The sequence below is a fragment of the Sulfurimonas xiamenensis genome (assembly GCF_009258045.1).
Classification (GTDB): Bacteria; Campylobacterota; Campylobacteria; order Campylobacterales; family Sulfurimonadaceae; genus Sulfurimonas; species Sulfurimonas xiamenensis.
In genome coordinates this window covers 1,823,347-1,839,894 of record NZ_CP041166.1, presented here as the reverse complement: position 1 = coordinate 1,839,894, position 16,548 = coordinate 1,823,347, and the positions used below count along the sequence as shown (strand labels likewise).

Sequence of the window (16,548 nt, the reverse complement as noted above, 5' to 3'; positions counted from 1 at the left end):
TTGTTCAATTAGTTATAATTATTATTATTACATATAATTTTAAAAATAATTTGCTATAATGTTGGCAGAAAAATGTCAAGGAGTGGATATGAGTGAAAAGAAAACCAATATAAAGCTGCCAACCCCATGGAGAATAAAGCGATACTATTTTTTTATTTTTTTAACAGTGGTTTCTTTAATATTACCATGGATAAAGATAGATGAGAGTCACTTTTTTTTACTAAGTTTTGATAAATTACAACTGCATCTTGCGTTTGTTCAGTTTGATATGCAAGAGTTATATCTTATGCCATTTTTACTTATGATCCTTTTTTTAGGTATTTTTGGCATGACTGTTCTGGGCGGGCGTGTTTTTTGCGGATGGATCTGTCCTCAAACGATATTTCGCGTAATTTATCGTGATTTGATAGAAACAAAACTTTTAAAACTTAGAAAACGAATAAAAAACAAACAGCAAGAACCTGATATGAGTCTTACTGAAAATAAAATAAAAAAAGTTATAGCAATTTTAATTTGGACTGCTCTTTCATTGCTTGCGAGTGCTAATTTACTCTGGTATTTTGTTCCTCCTGAAGATTTTTTTAGTTATTTGGCAAATCCTTCTGATCATATGATTTTGGTCGGAACACTTCTGATATCAGCACTTTTTCTTATTTATGATATAGTTTTTTTACAAGAAGATTACTGTATTTATGTCTGTCCATATTCAAGGATTCAATCTGTTTTATATGATGAACATACTGTTATGGCTCTTTATAATACAAATAGAGGCGGACATATTTATAATGAAGCCAAAGAGAAAATATTTACAAAACAAAAAGATCTTCAAGCATTTGAACCTCATGCAGAGTGCACCGCATGTGAGAGTTGTGTAACCGTATGCCCCACCCATATTGATATAAGAAAAGGATTGCAGTTAGAGTGTATCAACTGTTTGGAGTGTGTGGATGCTTGTACTGTTGTTATGGGAAAACTCGGCAAGCCATCACTTGTTACATGGTCGAGTAATTATGAGACAATAGAGAAAAAAGGAAAAACACAATACTTCCGCCCCAAAGTTCTTGCTTATGTCGCTTTGCTTGTTGGTCTAGCTGTAGGCATGGTTATAATGGGGAGCAAAAAAGAGAATATGCTTTTAAATATAAATAAAGAGAATCGACTCTACTCTATCAGTACATCTTCTGATGGAAGAGTAATTGTTGATAACGCTTATGAGTTCTTACTTCAAAATACACAAAATGAGAAGATGAAATACTACTTTGAGGTTATTCTGCCAAAGGATATAAAAGGAGGGCTAGAGATACTTAAACCAAAAGAGCCTTTTTATGTTGTTCCCGGAGTTAAAAAGAAAAAAATTGTAGTTTTAAGAACATATGACAAACTTGCTGATGATGCAAGACATGATACTATCGTTCCTATTACGATTCGAGCATATGCTCTTGGTCATGAAGATGAGATAGTAGTTTTTAGAGACTCTACTTTTACCTACCCAAGAGCCGATGTTATAGAGGATAAAAAATAATTTACATTTAAAAGATAATTCGGTAGACTTTAAAAGTTGCGTTTTAAAGGTCTATCGATGTTTAAAAAAATTTTACTCTCCATTTTTGTGCTATATAGTTTTTTAGGTTTTATAGTTCTGCCATATGTTGTAAAGCCTCAAATTGAAAATATTGTAGCATCAGAGACAAAATCCAAGCTCTCTATAGAGGATATATACTTTAATCCATTTAATTTTATAATCGAGATTAGCGGTATTTCTCTTAAAACTTTTGATGGCGAGAAGATAGCATCGCTAGATATGCTGGCAGTAGATTTAGAACCGCATTCTCTTTTTAAAGCAGCTTTGCATGTAAAAAGTATCATACTTTACAAACCTCAAATTTTTGCTGTTTATAACAGCGATAAAACATTTAACTTTAGCAAAATAATAAAAGAGAATAGTAATAAAGATGCAGAAGTAAAAGAGCCTGTAAAACTTCCTAGAGTTATTGTTGGAAGTATACGAGTTGAGGATGGAAATTTAGAGTATGAGGATTTTACAAATAGTTCAAAATTTGAATTGGCGTTAAATCCTATAAATATAAAATTGGTTAATATAGATACAAAAGATTTTAGTTCCAGTGATGCGACACTTAGATTTTATACTGTTTTAAGTGACGGAGGAGAGATAGATTTTAGAAGTAATATAGTAAGTTTAAAGCCTTTAAAACTTGAGGGAAATTTTAAGTTTGATATGATTAAACTTTATACAAATTGGAAATATATACAGGATAAAATCGGTATTGAAGTGGCTGATGGAACTATGTTTTTAAGTGCAAAATATTCCTTAAATATAGATGATTTAAATGCTACAAAGATAGATGAGGTCTATTTTAGTTTAAATAATTTAAGGGTAAAACCAAAAGATGAATATAAGGATATCTTAAATCTTGAGTTACTTCATATAGATAATGCTGTAATAAAACCAATGATACAGTATGTGTATATACCAAATATTGATTTGTACTCATTAACAGCAACAGTAAAAAGAGATAAAAATGGCGATGTTGACTGGGTAGGATATTTAAAAAATCAGCAAGAAATACCGGAAAAAAAGCAAGACAAAAAGCAAGAGGGCAACCCTGTTTTATGGAATGTTTTTGCAAAAAATATTACTCTTAAAAAAATAGGAGTTGATTTAGAAGATAGCAGCGTTATACCTTCTGTTCATACAAAATTAAATGAATTGAATATTGCTCTAAATAATGTTACTTTATCTGGCGAAAAGCCATTTTTATATGATATAAATTTTCTTATAAATGATAAATTTGCATGTGATTTAAGAGGAGATGTCAAACATAAAGAGCTAGAAATAAATACATACATTCAATGTAAAGATTTTGATTTTGTTCACTACAATCCATACATAGACCAAATTGCTTCAAAAGAGTTAAAGACTTATAATATTGTTTTAAAAGACGCTGTGACCTATTTTGATGTTAATGCCACTTTAAAAGATGAAAATTCAGAGTTGTATGTTTTTGTAAATGATTCTAATTTTTCTCTTAATAATTTTGTTTTAAATAAAAAAGATAAAAATGAAAAATTGGTAAATTTTAGCAGTCTTGATATAAAAGGTGTCAATTTAGATACAAAAACAAAAAATGTAGCGATAGAAAATATTGCGCTTAATGCCCTTGGCATATATGCTAAAAGAGATAAAAACGGAGTTATGAATTTTGAAAAACTTATAGAGCCAAAACAGAGTCCTTCAAGCAGTACTGAAAAAGAGAGTAATAAAAATGAAGAGGGATACAGAGTAAAGGTAGAATCTTTTGATATTAATGCTGCAAAAGTTAGTTTTGATGATATTGCTATCCAAAAGAGTGCAAAAACAACGCTTGATAAAATCAATCTGCATGCAAAAAATATAGACTCTAAAGAAAACAGCTGGCTGAAATATGATTTGGCACTGAAAGTAAATAATCAGGGAGTTGTAAAATCTAGCGGGGATATAATGCATACTCCACTGGAGCAAAAGGGTATGTTTGAAGTAAGTAAAATATCGCTTAAAGAGTTTAATCCCTATCTTCAAGAGAATACATTTTTAAAAATCAATGATGGTTATTTAAGCTTAAACGGCAAAACAGTTTTTAAGCAGGAGAGTGCAAAAAAAGATGCAAAAGTTGACGCAGATGTAAAAGTGGAGAAGTTTTTTTTACATGACAGCAGGGACAATAGTAAAATAGCATCTTTTTTAAAAGCTGATTTAAAGTCGTTTCATTTTAAAACTGCTCCAAACTCTTTATTTATTGATGAGGCACTTCTTGACTCTTTTTATCTTGATGCAGTTATAGATAAAAACAAAAGCATGAATCTTGCGAAACTTGTAAAACAAAAAGAGTCAAAAAACCAAGAAACACAGAAGCAAACAACTAAAACAAAAAGCGAAGATAATGAAAAATTTATATTTAAATTATCAAAGTTCAGGGTTACAAATGGAAGGGCTGATTTTGCAGATTATTCACTTCCTGTTGATTTTAAAACATCTATACATGATTTAAACGGGGATATTTATGCTATTTCAAACAATAAAGGCGAAGAAACAAAAATAGAGATAGATGGGGCAGTGGATACATATGCTTCAACAGAGTTAAAAGGAAGTTTTGATAGTTCAAATATAAAGTCGTTTTTAGATATAGCTTTTAATTTTAAAAATTTAAATCTTAACTCCATAAGCGGTTATAGTGCACAATTTGCAGGATATAAAATAGATAAAGGTAAACTTTTTCTTGATTTAAAATATCAAATAAATAACTCTGAGCTTAGCAGTAGAAACAATATTGTGATAAAAAGCATTGAACTCGGAGACACTATAAAGGATAAGAACATTAAAAAACTGCCGCTTGGTTTTGCTATTGCACTTCTTGAAGATAAAAACGGCGTTATTGATATAAAGTTGCCGATTGAGGGAAATATAGATAAGCCAGATTTTAAGTATGGGTCTTTGGTAGTTAAAACCTTAGCAAATCTTATAGTAAAAGCTGTTACATCGCCTTTTAAATTTTTGGGTGAAGTTATGGGCATTAATGGAGAAGAATTAAAAAATATAGATTTTGAAGCTGGTGAAATTATTGTTATAAATTCTCAAATAAACAAACTTGATAATATTGCAAATATATTGTTGAAAAAACCAAAACTTAATATTTTGATTGCAGGCAGTTATGATAAAGCAAAAGATTTTAAAGCAATTAAGTCTAAAAAACTCAAACAAGAAATAGCAAAGACAAACAAACAGAATCAACCGACAATTAAAGTTCTAGAAAAAATATACACACAATCAGGCAGGGATATAAAAGCTTTAAAAGATGAGCTTAAAAAGAGAACTAAAAGCGAGATGTCGGCTGATGAATATCAAAAAGAGCTATATGCCAAATGTTTAGAAATTCAAAATGTTACTATGGATGAGTTGAAAAACTTAGCAAGTTTAAGGGCAAAATATATTCAAAACTATTTAGTAATTAAAAAAAATATTGAAGCAAAAAAAATATTTTTAAGAGAAGTTAAAGAGGTCAGTAATTCACAAAGTAGTGTTGTGAGCATAGAGCTTGAACTTGGAGTAAAATAGAATTTAAAGTAATTTTGATATAATTTTCTTTTATATTAGTTAAGATAAAGGGGATTGTATGCCATTTTCGGAAGAAAATAGAAAAGGTACTTTTAGTGGCATTATTTTTGTAGCAATTTTTGCTGCAGCGGCTACTATGATTTCAGATATTGGTTTTGTAAAAGCTCTTGGAATTTCTCCTCTTGTTATAGGTATAGTTATAGGTATATTTTATGCAAACACGCTTCATAATAAAACTCCAAAAGAGTGGAGCCCGGGAATAACTTTCTCCGCAAAAAAAATTTTACGCTTTGCTATAGTATTTTATGGTTTTCGCATTACATTTCAGCAGATTGCAGAAGTCGGATTAGAAGGCTTTATGGTCTCTCTTATTATGCTCTCAACAACTTTTTTACTTGGAACCTGGACAGGACAAAAACTTTTTAAAATGGATAGAGATACCTCTATGCTAAATGCTTCGGGAGCTTCCGTTTGCGGCGCAGCGGCAGTTTTAGCAACAGAGCCTGTTTTAAAAGCAGAGGAGCACAAAGCTGCAATTGCTGTTTCAATGGTTGTTTTGTTTGGAACAATAGCAATGTTTGTATATCCTGTACTTTACAATATGGGCGTGTTTGATATGACTGCAAAAGAGTTTGGAATCTATGTCGGAGGAACCATTCATGAGGTTGCACAGGTTGTTGCAGTTCCGGCTTCGATACCTGGTGCCCCTGAAGAGATGGCAAATTCTGCAGTCATTGTAAAAATGACAAGAGTTATTATGATCGCACCGATGTTAATTATATTGGGAATTTATCTCTCATATAGCTCGAAAAAAAGCGGCAGCGAAGCTGGCGGTGTTAAACTTGTGATTCCTTGGTTTGCAGTTTATTTTATTGGCATGGCGGGATTTAATTCACTTGGATTTGTCCCTCAGAATATTGTTGATATTATAAATGAAATAGATACTTTTTTATTGACTATGGCGATGACAGCACTTGGAATAGGAACTGTATTTTCAAAATTTAAAGGTTTAGGTTTAGCCCCTGTTTATACATCAGGATTAATGTTTGTCTGGCTGATGGTAGGTGGTTACTTTATAACAAAATGGGTTGTAGGGGTATTTTAAGTGTTTGTAATTTTTAACTAAAAAAGTATATAATAAGATTAAATCTAAACATATACAGAGTCGGTAAGATTGCTATATCTATCAAGTGCATTTAATTATTTTTACTGGTTCTTTAAAAATTTTTTGTGTAAAAAGAGTGTGTGTTTTACTGAAAGCACAGAGATATTTTTTAGAGATTTTAGAAAAAAATAAAAAATAATAGTGGTATAAAATATGGTATATAAATAATGGATACATTTTTTTTAGAGTTTCATGACCCGTTGTTTGGGGTAATAATCTTTTTCGTTCTTATTTTTGTAATAACATTTTTTTCATATTGGTTTGCTAAGTTTAAGAAAAAAGAGGATTATAAACACCTTGATAAATTTTTAAAACAGTTTCATTCTCTTCCTTCTCAAAATGAGTTAAAAGTATTAATTACAAAAGGGGAACTTTCTGAAAAATCATGGCTTCTACTTGCAAACTCTTATGTAAAAAGCGGTAATTATGAAAAAGGCATTGAGATTTATAGTGAACTTTTAAAAGTTGGCGATAAATCAAATTACAGAGATACTATGTTTTTGCTTGGAAAAACCTATTTTAAAGCCGGTTTTTTAGAGAGAGCAAAGCAGGTTTTTTTAGAGATACTTAAAAACAACCCTCGTACTCCTCAGGCACTTAACTATCTTCTTTTAGTTTATGAGCAGATGCAAAATTATAATTTAGCTCTTGAAGTACTGGAACCTTTGAGCGAATTGAAAAAAGATATAACAACACAAAGCGCTTATTTGAAAGCGCTGCTTATTCTTAATAATACAAAGATGTCAACAGATGAAAAGGTTTATTCATTATTGGAGATATATAAAAATACTCACTGTTTAACATATCTTATTTTTGAGTATATTTTTAGAGTAAATCCTAAAGTTGCATGGGAAAATTTTGACCCATCAAAGGCAGAGCTGCTGGCGGATGTATTGTGGAATTGTGATAAAAAAGATTTAAATTTTGATATAATAATGCAAAATGGCTATTTAAGGGAACTTTATACCGCTAAAGGATATATCAAAGAGGCTAATAGAAGTTCTGTTTTTGAGTTTGATGTGCTTATAAATCTTAATTCAAATGTTAATGCAACTCTTGGTTTTGAGTATATTTGTGATAACTGTAAAGTGATTTATCCCTTTGCCTTTAACCGTTGCAGCAGTTGCCACGCAATAAATACTTCAAGAGTAGAGATATCTCTTGTTAAAGATTATCATAAGGATTTTAGTGAAGAAAATAACTCTTTTCAGTGATGGCAGCTCTTTGGGAAACCCAGGACCTGGAGGGTATGGAACAATTTTAAGATTTGGAAATAAAGAGAAAGAGATTTCAGGCGGAGAGTTAAATACTACAAATAACAGAATGGAGCTTTTAGCAGTTATTGAAGGCTTAAGAGCACTAAAAGAGCCTTGCGATGTTACTATAGTTTCAGATTCATCTTATGTTGTAAAAGGGATAATTGAGTGGCTGGAGGGTTGGAAAAAAAGAGATTTTAAAAAAGTGAAAAATCCTGATTTATGGAAAGAGTATATAGAAGTTTCGAAAAATCATAAAATACATGCTTTATGGGTAAGAGGCCATAATGGGCATATAGAGAATGAGAGATGTGATATATTGGCAAAACAAGAGGCCCAAAAAATGAAAAAGGCTATACAATGAACAAAAATATAGAAGTTTTAGAAAAAACACTAGGTTATAAGTTTAAAGATGAGAAGCTCATTATCGAAGCGCTGACACACAAGAGTTATAAACAGCCCTACGATAATGAGCGACTTGAATTTTTAGGTGATGCTGTTTTGGATTTGATTGTGGGAGAGTACCTGTTTTTTAAATTTCCCACTTCTGATGAGGGAAAGCTTTCAAAAATTAGGGCTTCGTTGGTAAATGAAAATGGATTTGACAAATTAGCCCGTTCCATAAATCTGGGTAACTTTATTTATTTATCAAATGCTGAAGAAAATAACGGCGGAAGAGAAAAAGCTTCCCTGCTCTCTAATGCTTTTGAAGCAATAATGGGAGCTATCTATCTAGAGTCAGGCTTGGATGTCGTAAAGAAGATAGCGATTGAATTGATAGAGAAAAATCATAAAGAGATATCATTAGACTCTCTATTTAGAGACTTTAAAACAACACTTCAAGAGCTTACACAAGCTAGATTTGGTGAGACTCCGGAGTATAAAGTTGTTGCAAGCCGTGGACCAGACCATAAAAAAGAGTTTGAAGTAGCGGTTATTATAGAGAATAAAGAGTATGCAAGAGCCATAGGAAAGAGTAAAAAAATTGCGCAGCAAGAAGCTGCGGAGATGGCTGTAAAGCTTTTAAATAAGGAAACAGAGTGAATAGTTTTGGTCAAAAGTTAAAATTTAGTACTTTTGGAGAGTCTCATGGAGTTGCAATCGGATGTTTGCTTGATGGAGTTCCCGCAGGTTTGTGTATAGATGAGACCTATATTCAAAATGAACTTGACCGCAGAAAACCTGGAAAAACAGAGTTTGAGACGGCCAGAAAAGAGGAAGATAAAGTAGAAATATTAAGCGGTGTTTTTGAGGGCAAAAGCACCGGTACTCCGATTGCAATGGTAATATATAATACAAATCAAAAGTCAAAAGATTACTCAAATATAAAAGATGTTTTTCGTCCAGGTCATGCAGATTTTACCTATTTTTATAAATACGGCATAAGAGATTATCGCGGCGGCGGACGAAGTTCTGCAAGAGAAACTGCAGCAAGAGTAGCAGCGGGTGCAATCGCAAAGCTGATGCTAAAAGAGCTAAACATCGAAGTTTTAAGCGGTATTTGTGAAGTAGATGGAATTAAATCAGAACAGCTTGATTATGAAGCTGCTAAAAAAAGCGTTATATATGCGCTTGATGCAGGCAAAGAGCAAGAGCAAAAAGATGCAATAATAAGAGCCAAAAATGACCATGATTCAGTTGGTGGTGTCTCCAGGGTTCTTGTAAAGGGTGCACCAAAAGGTTTGGGGCAGCCGCTATATTATAAACTTGATGCAATTTTAGCAGATGCTATGATGGGTATTAATGCAGTGAAAGCTGTTGAAATAGGTGATGGAGTTTTAAGTGCATCGGTCAAGGGATCACAAAATAATGATGCTATAAGAACGAATGGATTTGTAACAAATCACTCCGGCGGAATTTTAGGAGGCATAAGCAACGGTGAAGATATTGTAATGAATGTCTATTTTAAACCGACACCTTCTATCTTTAAGGAGCAAAAAACAGTTACAACCAAAAATGAAGAAGTTGATTTTTCATTAAAAGGACGACATGACCCTTGTGTTGCCATTAGAGGAACAATTGTTTGCGAAGCAATGGCAGCACTAGTAATAGCTGATATGCTGCTTTTAAATATGGGTTCTTATATGGAAGGTGTATTAAAATATTATAAATAGTAGTATAAAAACTACTATTTATCTTTTGGTTCTATAGCATTTTTAGCAGATTTTATCGCACTTCCAATTGCTGTTTTTGCAACTCCCCATGCTTGAATACCCATTCTTTTTGCTTCTTTGGCAGCATCTGAGTGAAGAGCAGTATCTGCTTTTTTTACTGCTGTTTTTGCAAAAGAGGAAAATCTGTTTTTCATTACTTGCGCAGTCTCTTTTGAGATATAAATAAGCTCTTCTAAATCATAACGCATTTTTTGGCTCAATTCTAGTAATATTTTTCTTGTAGTTGGACTGCTTTCATCTGCCTGCGTTTGAATAACTTGCAAAAATAAAATATCTGTTTGATTTAAATCTTCCATAATAGTGTCATAATCTTCTATAAGTATATGCTTTGCTTCAAGAGGCATATATGCCAATCTCTTTTTAAACCTATCTATAGAGTGAAGAAGACCAGCTCTCATGCCTTTTAAGGTTGCTTCTAAAATCTCTTCAGAAATATTTGGTGTAGCTTCCGAAATATCAATACTTGAGTGCAAAATTGTAGATAAAATTTTTCTAACTCTTATAGTATTTAATGTTCCCTCTTTTATGGTTTCGTATGTTAGCTCTTTTATCACCTCTTCTATGATTTCTTTAGCTTCGGAATCTTTTGATTTTTCTAAAGCTGTAATAATGGCAGATTCTACAGTCTCGCCAAGAAGGTCAAAAAGATCAATTGATTGCAGTTTTGCTTGATGTAGCTTTGAAATAGTTTGAGTATCTTTTTTATCTATAATAGACTCAATTTCGTTAAAAATTCTATATTTTGTCTCTTGAAGTTCGTTTAATTTTTTTTCTAAATCTCTCTCTAAAATCTCTTTTTGTTGTATCAACTTTTCTAGTTCATTCCGCAAATCTTTAGTATACTCATTTATAATAGCAGATGTTGTCTCTTTTATCTTATGTAAAGACATATTTTCAAATTCAATATTTTGCAACTCTTTTAAACTCACTGTAAACTCCTTTTTAAAGTACCATTTTTATATGTTGATGAGCTTTAAGTGCTTCATAGATGAAATTCCTGTCATCTTCATTATGTACAAGTATATCTAAATTCATGCTTATATACTTCCCTCCCTTGCTGCTTTTTGAGTGAGTTAGTTTGTGCTCTCTCTTATCAATAACATCACTTACGGCTTCTTCAAGTGCCTCTTTTTCATTCGCAATAAGTTTATAACACCAACTGCATGGATATGTAAGTTCTAATTTTTCTTCTCTATCGTTGATAATCTCCACTCTTGCCTCCTGATTTTTTTTCTAACTGTATATTTCTTATAATCATGCCTTTGTCAATTGCCTTAACCATATCATAAATTGTTAAAAGACCTACGCTTGTTCCCGTTAAAGCTTCCATCTCAACACCGGTTTGACCTGTTAATTTTGCTGTTACGATAAGTTTGAAACCTGGAAGTTCAGGCAACTCTTCTATATCACAATTGATCCCGCTCAGATTTAAAGGATGACACATAGGGATAAGTTCACTTGTTTTTTTTGTTCCCATAATTGCTGCAATAACTGCCGTTTGGATTACAGGACCTTTTTTTGTTTTTTCACCTACTATAGTATTATATGCCTCTTGACTCATCTCTATCAAACCACTTGCAACAGCTACTCTTGTTGTCTGACTTTTGTCTGATACATCAACCATTTTTGGTCTGTCTTTTTCATCTAAATGTGTTAATTTCATATTTTCTCTTTTTATTTAATTTTATTACCATGACAAATTTATATTTTTATTCTAAAAAAAATTATTTATGTAACTCAGTATTATATCAAAAGTAAGGTAACTTTAAATAAGCTGCAATGCCTCTTGATACTCATGAGGATGATTTAAATTTAAAAATGATTTTTTATTCTCAAAATCAACGAATATAGTATTTGAAGAGTAAAGCAGAAAACTTAGTTTATGATTGTTTTCTTTTAGCATCTTTTTGAATTTATTTTGAAGGGAAATGTGATATATTCCGCACATCGGCTGTATTGCATCATTTATTTTGGCAATCGTAGCATCATGATTCGGCTTATCAGCTTTTATTAATTTTTGTATTTCGTTTTCACCTACAAATGGAGAATCTACACTTAATGCAAAAAAATTTTCACATTTTAAATTTTCAAAAACAGAGATAAAACCAGCTGTAGGCGCATATGTGGAATCTGTTTTAATATCTTCTATAAAAGAAGCTTCAAAATTAAATTTATTTTTATCTTTGCATGAAATGTAGACATTTTTAAAAATTTTATTAAGACGAGAGAGTTGGAATTGTGCTAAAGTATCAAAATTGCCAAATGGGAGAAGAGATTTATCTTCCCCCATTCGTGAGCTTTTTCCCCCTGCAAATATAATGCATGGTATATCAAACATCTATTTTACAAGCAATTCTGCTTCTATTCTTCTGTTTTGGGCTCTTCCTTCATCAGTATCATTTAAAGCAGCAGGAGCTGATTCACCCATACCTACTGTTTTGATTCTGTTCGCTTCTATACCATGTTGAACAATAAGTTCTTTTACGGCATTTGCTCTGTTCTCAGAAAGCGTTTGATTGCTCGCTTCACTACCTACATTATCAGTATGTCCAATTATTTTTGCATTAAAATTAGTTCTGGCTTTTAAGAAATCAGCGAATTTTTTAACATTTTGCTTTGAAGCTTCATCAACAGTATACGATGCAGTTTCAAAATTTATATGTAAATTTACTTTCTGTGTGCAGCCATCACTATCTACAACATTGCCTGCAGGAGTATTTGGACATTTGTCTTTAGAGTTTAAAACTCCATCTTTGTCGTCATCACCGTCTATTTCGCATCCTGCACTATCAACCTTAGCACCTGCAATAGTATTTGGGCATCTGTCTCTAGAATTTAAAACGCCGTCATTGTCGTCATCACCGTCAATCTCACACCCATATGCATCTACTTTTACACCTGCTGGAGTGCTAGGGCATTTATCAGCAGAGTTTAAAACACCGTCATTGTCATCATCCCCATCAACAGTTTCTGCTGCAACTTCTTGAGCTTTAGGTCCAAATGCAAAATTAAGACCAGCTAAAAGTGCTAAATTGCTATCCATACGCGAATGGTTGTTTTTTAACATATAAACAGCTTCAAGTTTTAAAGCAATAGCGTCTGTAAAAGGAACTTTTGCTCCAACACCCATATCTAAAAAAATACTGTCTGTATTATCTGCTAAATGATTATCTATGGTTTCATAACCAAAACCTATTTTTGCAAGCGGCTTAATAAAGCTTATCGCATCATACTCATAAACTCCGTTGAGAGCAATACGATAAATATCTGTACTTATCGTTGAATTTTCATAATCAGCATCTGAATAAAGCACACTTAACTCAGGTTTTAAAAGTGAGTCAAAACCATTATACTGAACTTCAGCTCCGTAAAGAGTCTGATTTTCTAGTTCAAGATTCCCTTCTGCTATGTTATAACCAACAACTGGAGTTATTTCATAATTATACTCCTGTGCTATTGCAACACTGCTCAATAGAAGAGCCGGTACTAATAATAATTTTCTCATATAAATCCTTTATTTTGTATATACTTTAATTGTATCACTTGGTGTCTTAAAAAATTATTTGCTATTAAAAACTAATTTAATTATTTAATTTATCTAGGATCTGTTATATAACCATTAATCGCAGAAATTGCCGCAACTGCAGAGTTCGCCAAATAGACTTTAGAGCTTCGAGAACCCATTCGTCCTACAAAATTTCGATTTGTTGTAGCGACTGCCACTTCATTGTCTCCTAAAATTCCCATGTATCCGCCAAGGCAAGCACCGCATGTGGGATTGCTTACAACTCCGCCGGCATCGATAATGATGTCTATATATCCTAATCTTGAAGCCTCTTGAAAGATATGCTGTGTTCCCGGGGTGACAATAAGGCGAACATCGGGATGTACTCTTTTGCCTTTTAAAATCTCTGCAGCAGTTTTTAAATCACCAAGTCTGCCATTTGTACAGCTTCCTATAAAAGCTTGATCTATTTTGATTCGATCTTTTACGGCTTGCGTTATTGAGTGTCCGTTTGACGGCAGGAAAGGATAAGCAATCACAGGTTCAAGGTTTGCAACATCTATCTCCAAGATTTGCGTATAAGAGGCATCTTCATCCGAGTAGTGTATACGAGGTTCGCGTGCCAAATTTTTATCAGCTAGGAAATCTTTTGTAACTGCATCAAATGCAACAATACCGCTTTTTGCTCCCGCTTCAATTGCCATATTGCACATAGAAAATCTGTCATCCATATTTAGATACTCAATTGTGCTTCCTGTAAACTCTAAAGTTTTGTAAAGCGCACCATCAACGCCAATCATGCGGATAATCTCCAAGATAATATCTTTTCCGGTTGTATATTTTCCCGGTTTTCCGCTGAGGATGACTTTTATAGACTCTGGAACTTTAAACCAGTTTCCACCCGTAATCATGGCAAACGCCAAATCCGTTGAACCCATTCCGGTAGAGAATGCTCCAAGCGCTCCGTGCGTACATGTGTGTGAATCTGCTCCGATAATTACATCCCCCGGGACTACAAGACCTTTTTCAGGAAGAAGAGCGTGTTCAATTCCCATATCTTTTTCATCAAAAAAGTTTTTTAAGTTATGTTTTTTTGCAAAGTCACGACTGATTCTAGCTTGATTTGCACTTGCTATATCTTTAGCGGGAATAAAGTGGTCAAGAACTATAGAAAATCCGTCCGGATTAGCTAGTTTTGTAGCACCGCTATCCTCAAAAGCTTTGATAGATATAGGCGTTGTAATGTCATTTCCGATAACCATGTCAATATTACAACGGATAATCTCTCCCGCATAAACAGCGTGACCTACATGCTCAGAAAATATTTTTTCGGTTATAGTTTGTCCCATAATAAACCTTTATAAAAGAGTAATAATTTTGAGATTATACCATTTAAGATTTAAAGTTGCTATATCTGATGTTTTAGAGCCTTTTTCATATATTCGGTTGAACAAAAGAAGATTGCGATAAAAATAGGATTTATTTTTATAGAATCATTTTCAATAGTTTCAAAAATTTTAAATGTAAATCCTATTCCATATTGAGGGTCTTTAGGTGTTACTATAAATTCAATAGGTGCTAAAGTTTTTACCATATTTAAAATTTTCTTCTTCTTCTTTTCACTGTCATTTTCAAGAATATTAAAATTTTGATTTTCTGAGCTTTTATGAGAATGGATGATCTCTTCTAGAACATCAAATTTATCTTTAAAAATTATTTTGTTCCATGTTATTTTAAGTTCTTTAGACTCTATTTTGCATGCGTTATATATAAGAGCATTTGGTTTTTTTTCTTTGATTGCTTCTAAAAGTCCTAAAAGAAAATTTGTACCGCCAACCGATTCTGCACAATTTTTTAATAAAATATGTATTAATGCTTTTGTATCTTCATTTTGTTTGTTAAAATTACACATTGATTTTTCCTAGTTTGTTGTTTATAAGATATTTCTAAAAATTATTAATAAATTTTTGAAGTGCTCACTGCTATAATTATAGCTTAAATATTTTATAAGTACAGTTTTATTTAAGCTTAATCAAATAACAAACTTATTATTATATCAAAACGAAAAAAGACAAAAATTGTCTTAATTAAAATAAGTCAATTTAATGAGGTAGAATATGCAAGTTTATTTAGATAACAATGCTACGACAATGGTTGACCCTTTGGTTGTGGAAGCTATGCAGCCATTTTTTAGCGAAATTTATGGCAATCCCAACTCTCTTCATAAGTTTGGTACGGCTTCACACCCTGCTCTTAGAAAAGCGATGGATCAAGTTTACAAAGCGTTAAATGCAAGTGACAATGATGATATAGTTTTTACATCATGTGCAACAGAATCAAATAACTGGGTTTTAAAATCAGTTTTTACAGATCATATAGTAAATGGTGAAAAAAATCATATCATAACAACAGAGGTTGAACATCCATCTGTGCTTGCCGCATGCAGAGCACTTGAAAATGAAGGTGTTAAAGTAACTTATCTGCCTGTAAATAATCAAGGCGTAGTAGAACCTCAAGTTGTGAAAAGTTTTATAACAGACAAGACAGCTTTAGTATCTGTGATGTGGGCATCAAATGAAACTGGAATGATTAACCCAATCAAAGAGATCGGAGAAATTTGTAAAGAAAAGGGTGTTTTATTTCATTCAGACGGCGTTCAGGCAGTTGGTAAAATTCCTGTTGATTTGCAAGAGGTGCATGTAGATTTTGTATCCATGAGTGCTCATAAATTTCATGGTCCAAAAGGAGTAGGCGCACTCTATATTAAAAATTCACAGCCGCTCTCTCCTCTTCTTCACGGGGGAGAACATATGGGCGGACGCCGTTCTGGAACACTTAATGTTCCATATATTGTTGCAATGGGCAAAGCAATAGAACTTGCTACAACAAATATAGAAGAAAAAATGGCTTCTATCAGAGCAAAAAGAGACCGTTTGGAAGATGCATTACTAGAGCTTAGCGATACATTTGTTGTCGGTGACCGAGACAATAGAACTCCAAATACAATACTAATTTCCATAAAAGGAGTTGAGGGTGAAGGAATGCTTTGGGATTTAAATAACTCTCTAATCGGAGCTTCTACGGGTTCGGCATGTGCAAGTGAAGATCTTGAAGCAAATACGGTAATGCTTGCTATCGGAGCTGACAATGAATTGGCGCATACGGGTATCCGCTTAAGTCTCAGCAGATTTACAACTGATGAAGAGATTGATTATACGATAGATCAATTTAAGAAGGCTGTGTTTAGACTTAGATCAATTTCAAGTTCGTTCGCAAAAGTAGGTCCGACACCGGGCGGCGAATCAAAAGCTTGTGAGTTACATCATTAGACTAACAAA

15 protein-coding genes are annotated in these 16,548 nt (G+C 32.7%); 8 read left to right on the top strand and 7 right to left on the bottom strand.

All coding sequences use genetic code 11. The features are described 5' to 3' along the window. The first annotated feature begins 88 nt into the window (after positions 1–88). From ccoG to aroC, 7 genes are all read left to right on the top strand, one after another. Positions 89–1,522 (top strand): cytochrome c oxidase accessory protein CcoG, encoded by a 1,434-nt coding sequence (ccoG, locus tag FJR47_RS09320; protein ID WP_152300169.1) that lies wholly within the window; start codon positions 89–91, stop codon positions 1,520–1,522. Positions 1,523–1,579: 57 nt separating this feature from the next. Beyond that, positions 1,580–5,110, top strand: a complete 3,531-nt coding sequence (locus tag FJR47_RS09315) for a DUF748 domain-containing protein (protein WP_152300168.1) — start codon at positions 1,580–1,582, stop codon at positions 5,108–5,110. A gap of 58 nt (positions 5,111–5,168) precedes the next feature. Continuing rightward, complete coding sequence (locus FJR47_RS09310) at positions 5,169–6,215, top strand: YeiH family protein (protein WP_152300167.1); 1,047 nt, start codon at positions 5,169–5,171, stop codon at positions 6,213–6,215. Between the two features lie 227 nt (positions 6,216–6,442). Beyond that, positions 6,443–7,489 carry a tetratricopeptide repeat protein gene (locus FJR47_RS09305; protein ID WP_152300166.1) on the top strand — a complete coding sequence of 349 codons (1,047 nt, stop codon included), beginning with the start codon at positions 6,443–6,445 and terminating at the stop codon, positions 7,487–7,489. Further along, complete coding sequence (gene rnhA / locus FJR47_RS09300; RefSeq protein ID WP_152300165.1) at positions 7,464–7,895, top strand: ribonuclease HI; 432 nt, start codon at positions 7,464–7,466, stop codon at positions 7,893–7,895. Before FJR47_RS09305 ends, rnhA begins: the two co-directional genes overlap by 26 nt. Further along, positions 7,892–8,575: a ribonuclease III gene (rnc, locus tag FJR47_RS09295; protein WP_152300164.1), complete on the top strand. Its 684-nt coding sequence runs from the start codon at positions 7,892–7,894 to the stop codon at positions 8,573–8,575. Before rnhA ends, rnc begins: the two co-directional genes overlap by 4 nt. Next, on the top strand, positions 8,572–9,645 hold the full coding sequence (aroC, locus tag FJR47_RS09290) for a chorismate synthase (RefSeq protein ID WP_152300163.1): 1,074 nt from the start codon (positions 8,572–8,574) through the stop codon (positions 9,643–9,645). The genes rnc and aroC overlap by 4 nt, the downstream gene beginning before the upstream one ends. A gap of 14 nt (positions 9,646–9,659) precedes the next feature. Here the strand turns inward: aroC and FJR47_RS09285 are convergent, their stop codons facing one another. The 7 genes from FJR47_RS09285 to FJR47_RS09255 all read right to left on the bottom strand — a co-directional run bounded on the left by FJR47_RS09285 (position 9,660) and on the right by FJR47_RS09255 (position 15,122). Continuing rightward, on the bottom strand, positions 9,660–10,634 hold the full coding sequence (locus FJR47_RS09285) for a DUF6781 family protein (RefSeq protein ID WP_152300162.1): 975 nt from the start codon (positions 10,632–10,634) through the stop codon (positions 9,660–9,662). 13 nt (positions 10,635–10,647) lie between these two features. Further along, positions 10,648–10,917 (bottom strand): HP0495 family protein, encoded by a 270-nt coding sequence (locus FJR47_RS09280; protein ID WP_152300161.1) that lies wholly within the window; start codon positions 10,915–10,917, stop codon positions 10,648–10,650. Next, positions 10,898–11,368 carry a cyclic pyranopterin monophosphate synthase MoaC gene (gene moaC, locus FJR47_RS09275; RefSeq protein ID WP_152300160.1) on the bottom strand — a complete coding sequence of 157 codons (471 nt, stop codon included), beginning with the start codon at positions 11,366–11,368 and terminating at the stop codon, positions 10,898–10,900. The genes FJR47_RS09280 and moaC overlap by 20 nt, the downstream gene beginning before the upstream one ends. Before the next feature lie 102 nt (positions 11,369–11,470). Next, entirely contained in the window at positions 11,471–12,043 is a 573-nt protein-coding gene (gene mobA, locus FJR47_RS09270; RefSeq protein WP_152300159.1) for a molybdenum cofactor guanylyltransferase MobA, read from the bottom strand. Further along, entirely contained in the window at positions 12,044–13,210 is a 1,167-nt protein-coding gene (locus FJR47_RS09265) for an OmpA family protein (RefSeq protein ID WP_152300158.1), read from the bottom strand. Positions 13,211–13,299: 89 nt separating this feature from the next. After that, on the bottom strand, positions 13,300–14,559 hold the full coding sequence (locus FJR47_RS09260) for a 3-isopropylmalate dehydratase large subunit (protein WP_152300157.1): 1,260 nt from the start codon (positions 14,557–14,559) through the stop codon (positions 13,300–13,302). Positions 14,560–14,618: 59 nt separating this feature from the next. Continuing rightward, positions 14,619–15,122 (bottom strand): hypothetical protein, encoded by a 504-nt coding sequence (locus FJR47_RS09255; protein WP_152300156.1) that lies wholly within the window; start codon positions 15,120–15,122, stop codon positions 14,619–14,621. Positions 15,123–15,327: 205 nt separating this feature from the next. Here FJR47_RS09255 and FJR47_RS09250 point away from each other — a divergent pair, with 205 nt between their 5' ends. Then, positions 15,328–16,539, top strand: coding sequence for a NifS family cysteine desulfurase (locus FJR47_RS09250; RefSeq protein WP_152300155.1), 1,212 nt, complete (start codon positions 15,328–15,330; stop codon positions 16,537–16,539). The last annotated feature ends 9 nt before the right edge of the window (positions 16,540–16,548 follow it).

Excerpts from the sequence above, each read along its gene's own strand:
- ccoG (WP_152300169.1), top strand. The coding sequence starts at position 89 with ATGAGTGAAAAGAAAACCAATATAAAGCTGCCAACCCCATGGAGAATA.
- FJR47_RS09315 (WP_152300168.1), top strand. The coding sequence starts at position 1,580 with ATGTTTAAAAAAATTTTACTCTCCATTTTTGTGCTATATAGTTTTTTA.
- FJR47_RS09310 (WP_152300167.1), top strand. The coding sequence starts at position 5,169 with ATGCCATTTTCGGAAGAAAATAGAAAAGGTACTTTTAGTGGCATTATT.
- FJR47_RS09305 (WP_152300166.1), top strand. The coding sequence starts at position 6,443 with ATGGATACATTTTTTTTAGAGTTTCATGACCCGTTGTTTGGGGTAATA.
- rnc (WP_152300164.1), top strand. The coding sequence starts at position 7,892 with ATGAACAAAAATATAGAAGTTTTAGAAAAAACACTAGGTTATAAGTTT.
- moaC (WP_152300160.1), bottom strand. The coding sequence starts at position 11,368 with ATGAAATTAACACATTTAGATGAAAAAGACAGACCAAAAATGGTTGAT.
- mobA (WP_152300159.1), bottom strand. The coding sequence starts at position 12,043 with ATGTTTGATATACCATGCATTATATTTGCAGGGGGAAAAAGCTCACGA.
- FJR47_RS09265 (WP_152300158.1), bottom strand. The coding sequence starts at position 13,210 with ATGAGAAAATTATTATTAGTACCGGCTCTTCTATTGAGCAGTGTTGCA.
- FJR47_RS09260 (WP_152300157.1), bottom strand. The coding sequence starts at position 14,559 with ATGGGACAAACTATAACCGAAAAAATATTTTCTGAGCATGTAGGTCAC.
- FJR47_RS09255 (WP_152300156.1), bottom strand. The coding sequence starts at position 15,122 with ATGTGTAATTTTAACAAACAAAATGAAGATACAAAAGCATTAATACAT.
- FJR47_RS09250 (WP_152300155.1), top strand. The coding sequence starts at position 15,328 with ATGCAAGTTTATTTAGATAACAATGCTACGACAATGGTTGACCCTTTG.